A 5175-nucleotide genomic window follows, 5' to 3' on the forward strand; every position below is an offset into this window, starting at 1 on the left:
TTTTGCCAAATTAGGTGGTACCGCGGATTTAACCTCATTTTCCGTCCTTCGTTAGGATGAAATGAGGTTTTTTATTTGCAGATAAGAAAGTATAAAACTTTCCTACTGCATAAGTGCAACTAAAGCTTTCGCCAAAAGGCTTGGCGATAAGCTAAGTTTTCTAATAAATTGAAGAAAAAGGAGTAATATGCATGGTTAAGAAAGTTGCGTTTATCGGTGCCGGTTCGATGGCAGAGGCTATTATAGCAGGAATGATTAATAAAAATGTACTGGAAAGTGAGCAAATCTTTGTAGCGAATAAAGAAAATGAAGCAAGACTAGAAGAATTAAAAGGTAAATATAGTATTAAGGGCAACACAAATAAAGAAGAAGTTATTCAAGAGGCAGATGTTATCTTTTTTGCAACGAAACCATATGATATGGAACATGCGATACTAGACACAAAAAAATATATCGAACCCCATCAACTTGTTATTTCCGTAGTTGCCGGTGTATCGACAGGTTTCATAACGGATAAACTTGAAAAAGAAGTTGCTGTAATAAGAGCGATGCCGAATACATCTGCTACTATTGGCTATTCTGCCACCGCAATTACAAAAGGGAAATTCGCAACAGACACTCATATAGCTTTAGCTAAAAAATTATTTGAAGCAATTGGTGCGGTGTCAGTTGTGGAGGAAGAAAAAATGCATATAGTCACAGGAATTTCTGGAAGTGGACCAGCGTACGTTTATTATTTAGTTGAAGCGCTGGAAAAAGCTGCTTTGGAAGAAGGATTGGATGAAAAAACAGCGAAACAATTAATTACACAAACGATTATCGGTGCCGGTAATATGTTAAAATATGCACAAGAGCCCGTCTCTGTTTTAAGAGAAAATGTAACTAGTCCTAATGGGACAACGGCAGCAGGTCTACGAACATTGGGGGAATATAATTTTCAAGATGCAGTTGTTAATTGTGTAAAGAGCGCTACAAACAGATCACGTGAACTAGGGGAAGAACAATAAACGTATGGAGTTGGAGGTGAAATTTGTTGCCGACATGTCAGCATTGCAAGACGCAGTGGACATACGCAGAGTCTTTAAAAAGTCTTTTCCGCCTCAGATGTCCGTATTGTGGTGAAAAAAAATTCGCTCGAAAACAAAGGCCGCGCGATATTGTCTTTTCAGTTGTCTCGATGATAATTATATTGTTCATCTTTCCTTTTTTAAAATTTTCCTTCTTATGGAAGACAGTACTAGTATTCATTGCACTAGCCGTGTACATTGCAACCTATCCAATTAATTTAAAATTAACGAAAGATGAAGAACCGATATTCTAAAAAATTTGCTGGAATGTACAGTGACCATAAACTGTGACATAAGGGTCTACTTGTTATGTTATGTATCAACTCCGTATCTAGGGGGCAACTCATATATTGCGAAACGACTCTTCATGTTCTGAATCGACTCGACGTCTTGGAGAATGACTCAACATGTTAGAAATCGACTTGACATCTTGGAGAATGACTCAACATGTTAGAAATCGACTTGACATCTTGGAGAATGACTCAACATGTTAGAAATCGACTCGACGTCTTGGAGAATGACTCAACATGTTAGAAATCGACTCGACGTCTTGGAGAATGACTCGACATGTTAGAAATTGACTCGACGTCTTGGAGAATGACTCAACATGTTCTGAATCGACTCGACATCTTGGAGAATGACTCAACATGTTAGAAATCAACTCAACATCTTAGGTCGAGTCATTCTTTCCAGTGATGATTAGATTAAATAGTTACATCACAGTTTCTTTTTACGGTACAGATTCAAAAGTACATCAATTTACGAAAATAGCCAAAAGAAAAAATGTTCCTGTTTTTTTAGGAACATTTTAGGTTTCTCTTTTATTAATAATAAAATTATCATTGAGCAATAACCAATTTTGCGGAAAGGCGAGACCTAGTTTCCAGTATGCAATACCGAGTAAGCCTAAACGCTTAATGAGATCAAATTTTGCCTGAATGGATCTTGCATCCTCAAACCAAACAATATGTTCTCTTCCTTGATTATCATAGTAATTGAAAAATGGTGCTTGTGCTCTTTCATCATATTGAATAGCGGCATTATTTTCACGAGCAATTCGAATAGCTTGTTGGGGACTTATCGCTCTAGCAAAGCTTTCCCCCTGAACAAATGGTAATGTCCAATCATAGCCGTATAAATTTTGCCCCATAAGTATTTTATTTGCAGGAATTTCTGTTAATGCATAGGTGAGAACTCTTTCCACTTCATTAATCGGTGATACAGCAAGTGGTGGGCCCGCACTGTACCCCCATTCATATGTCATTAACACAACGAAATCGACTATTTCACCGTGAGCTGCATAATCATGAGCTTCATATAACAATCCTTGTTGAGTCGCACTTGTTTTTGGTGCAAGTGCTGTTGATAATAAAAGTCCTGCTTGATCTAAACGTGGTTTAACTTTTCGTAAAAATTCATTATATGCTTCCCGATCATCTTGAGGAATAAATTCAAAGTCAAAATGAACATCCCGGAAGCCACCTGCAGTTGCAGTATTAATTATTTCATCAATCAATCTATTTTGCACCGCTTGAACGGTTAAAATTATATGGACAAGTTCTGAACTAAATGCGCCTTCTTCCAAATTTGTTACGACAAAAGATAAATATGTATTGTTATTTTCAGCAATTTCCCGGAATCGATCTAACGGAGGAGGAGTTAGACTTCCATCCCGGTTAACCCGATAACTAAATGGGGCAAGATAGGTTAATAAAGGCGTATTTTTTTCTGCGGCATTCTCTAGTACTGGTGAAACGGTATCTCCTAAAGGTTCAATATAACCAAAAGAGGTAATGGATGTTTTTGGCCTTGGGGGAATATATAATCTAAATCCTACAGGTAAAACCATATTGATTTGGATGTTATTAATGCGGGCAAGTTCTTCTGGTGAAATGTTGAACTGTCGACCAATAGTAAACAATGTATCTCCCGGTTGAACGAAATAATATTGACCAATGATAGGGATCACTAAAGCCTGCCCAACTACTAAATTTGGAGTTTGCAATTCATTCGCTTCCGAAATTGAAAAAATCGATGTACTATATGTATTAGCAATTGAAAATAATGTGTCTCCACTCTTAACAACATGGATTTGCAAGGTATTTCCTCCTTTCAAAAGTTAATTCGTTCATTTCAATTTATGAATGGAAAAGATAGTTTATACTAAAATAATGTTAGAAGTGATAAAATTGAATCAAGATGAAAAGTTTATGCATACGGCAATAATAGAAGCAAAAAAAGCTCAAGAAATCGGTGAAGTTCCGATTGGTGCTGTCATTGTGGTTGAAGATGAAATAATCGCTGCAGGGTATAATGTTCGTGAAACGACTCAGTCTACATTGTCTCATGCTGAACTCGTAGCTATAAAAGAAGCAAATAAAAAAATAGGGAGTTGGAGATTGGAAGATTGCACGCTTTATGTTACGTTGGAACCTTGTCCAATGTGTGCGGGTGCTATTGTGCAATCACGAATAAAACGGGTTGTTTATGGTGCAAATGATCCGAAAGCGGGTTGCGCTGGAACATTGATGAACTTGCTAGATGAGAGCAGATTTAATCATCGGGTAGAAGTGACTAAAGGTGTATTGGAGAAAGAATGTAGTTCCTTACTAACTTCTTTTTTTCGTGAATTACGTAAGCAAAAAAGAAATGGAATGTAAATTTTTGTAAGTTATTAATTCTTATTGCAATTGTTATATAATAAATGTATAATGAAGAGTACCGTGCTAGGTGGGGAGGTAGCGGTGCCCTATAACTTGCAATCCGCTATAGCAAGGCTGAATTCCCATTTGAGGTGTGGCGTTTTTATGGTCTGCCTTAAGGAATTGGTGTTGACGTTTAGGTCCTGCGCAACAGGAACCCATGAACCCTGTCAGATCCGGAAGGAAGCAGCAGTAAGTGGTCATTCTTGTGTGCCGCGGGGGAGCCTAGGCCGAGCCATGAACTTAAGTAACGCATAGGGACGTTACATCGAGAGTGGGTGCACGGTTATTACATAATAAAACAAAATCTCTTGTTAGATATTTTATCTAGCAGGAGATTTTTTTAATTAGCTTGCCTAATTCTATAGGGATACATTTAATAACATACTTCGACATTTATTTTAAAATGTCCTCCTTTTTATTTAAAAATTTTATAAAAAACTCCACTCTAGAAATTCCATATTTCCAATAAATTCTAATATCTTAAAAGCAATCATATAATAACAGCGAAGGGTACACAAAAAATCCGTAAAAGCTGAGGTGGTTGACTAAATGGCTTTTAATACTCCAGAACAAATAACTAAAATAGTAGGGGATATAGGTACAAAAAAAGTCAATTTGCCTTTATCGAGCACGTTATCGCTTGGATTTTTAGCGGGTGCTTATATCTCATTTGGATTCTTATTATACATTCGAGTGACAGCAGATCTACCATTACATATATGGGGATCGGTTGCAGGATTTATTGGTGCAGCCGTCTTTCCACTTGGTCTCGTCCTTGTTCTTGTAGCGGGTGGAGAACTTGTTACAGGAAATATAATGGCTGTTACGACCGCCAGGCTCTATAAGAAAATAACGACGTGGCAGATTGTGAAAAATTGGACAATCATTACAGTAAGCAACTTTATTGGCGCTATTTTTATTGCTTATCTTTTTGGCCATTATTTAGGGTTAACAGAGACAGGCCCCTATTTAGAACAGACAATTCGTGTTGCTGAAAGTAAAGTCAATGAACCATTTCATATGGCATTTATCTCAGGAATTGGTGCTAACTGGCTCGTCTGTCTTGCTGTTTGGTTAGCTTATGCGGCAAAAGATACAACGGGTAAAATAATTGGTATCTGGTTTCCAATCATGGCTTTTGTAGCAATTGGCTTTCAACACGTTGTAGCGAATATGTTTATCATTCCTGCAGCGATTTTTGCAGGAGCTTTTGATTGGATCATATATGTAGAAAATTTTATTGCTGTTTTTCTCGGTAATACAGTTGGCGGTGCAATATTTGTCGCCACTTTCTATTGGATGGCATACTCAGGGAGTTTAAAGACGGAATAGATTATGAGAGGGTATTAAGAAAAGTTATTGCACTAAGATATAAGCAATAATTATCAATTAACATAAAATAT

Annotated in this window: 5 protein-coding genes and 1 other RNA gene; 5 read left to right on the forward strand and 1 reads right to left on the reverse strand. The window is 37.0% G+C overall.

Going from position 1 to position 5175, the window contains the following annotated elements; all coding sequences use genetic code 11:
• Nucleotides 1-191: 191 nt before the first annotated feature.
• Nucleotides 192-1007, forward strand: coding sequence for a pyrroline-5-carboxylate reductase (gene proC / locus ACPYKA_RS18575; protein WP_479543693.1), 816 nt, complete (start codon nucleotides 192-194; stop codon nucleotides 1005-1007).
• A 26-nt stretch (nucleotides 1008-1033) separates the two neighbouring features.
• The gene (locus ACPYKA_RS18580) at nucleotides 1034-1321 is read left to right on the forward strand and encodes a TIGR04104 family putative zinc finger protein (RefSeq protein WP_479543694.1); all 288 of its coding nucleotides are present in this window, start codon (nucleotides 1034-1036) and stop codon (nucleotides 1319-1321) included.
• Between the two features lie 554 nt (nucleotides 1322-1875).
• Here ACPYKA_RS18580 and ACPYKA_RS18585 read toward each other — a convergent pair.
• Complete coding sequence (locus ACPYKA_RS18585; protein ID WP_479543695.1) at nucleotides 1876-3165, reverse strand: LysM peptidoglycan-binding domain-containing protein; 1290 nt, start codon at nucleotides 3163-3165, stop codon at nucleotides 1876-1878.
• 73 nt (nucleotides 3166-3238) lie between these two features.
• On the opposite strand from ACPYKA_RS18585, the gene tadA reads away from it, so the two are divergent.
• From tadA to ACPYKA_RS18600, 3 genes are all read left to right on the forward strand, one after another.
• The gene (gene tadA, locus ACPYKA_RS18590) at nucleotides 3239-3727 is read left to right on the forward strand and encodes a tRNA adenosine(34) deaminase TadA (RefSeq protein ID WP_479543696.1); all 489 of its coding nucleotides are present in this window, start codon (nucleotides 3239-3241) and stop codon (nucleotides 3725-3727) included.
• A 61-nt stretch (nucleotides 3728-3788) separates the two neighbouring features.
• Nucleotides 3789-4055: signal recognition particle sRNA large type (ffs, locus tag ACPYKA_RS18595), an RNA gene on the forward strand.
• A 266-nt stretch (nucleotides 4056-4321) separates the two neighbouring features.
• On the forward strand, nucleotides 4322-5104 hold the full coding sequence (locus tag ACPYKA_RS18600) for a formate/nitrite transporter family protein (protein ID WP_479543697.1): 783 nt from the start codon (nucleotides 4322-4324) through the stop codon (nucleotides 5102-5104).
• Nucleotides 5105-5175 lie beyond the last annotated feature (71 nt).

It is taken from the genome of Pseudogracilibacillus amylolyticus (SeqCode) (assembly GCF_051918545.1).
Lineage (GTDB): Bacteria > Bacillota > Bacilli > Bacillales > Amphibacillaceae > Pseudogracilibacillus.

Bases quoted from the DNA above. Each gene is read 5' to 3' on its own strand.
- proC (WP_479543693.1), top strand. From the start codon at position 192: ATGGTTAAGAAAGTTGCGTTTATCGGTGCCGGTTCGATGGCAGAGGCT.
- tadA (WP_479543696.1), top strand. From the start codon at position 3,239: ATGTTAGAAGTGATAAAATTGAATCAAGATGAAAAGTTTATGCATACG.
- ACPYKA_RS18600 (WP_479543697.1), top strand. From the start codon at position 4,322: ATGGCTTTTAATACTCCAGAACAAATAACTAAAATAGTAGGGGATATA.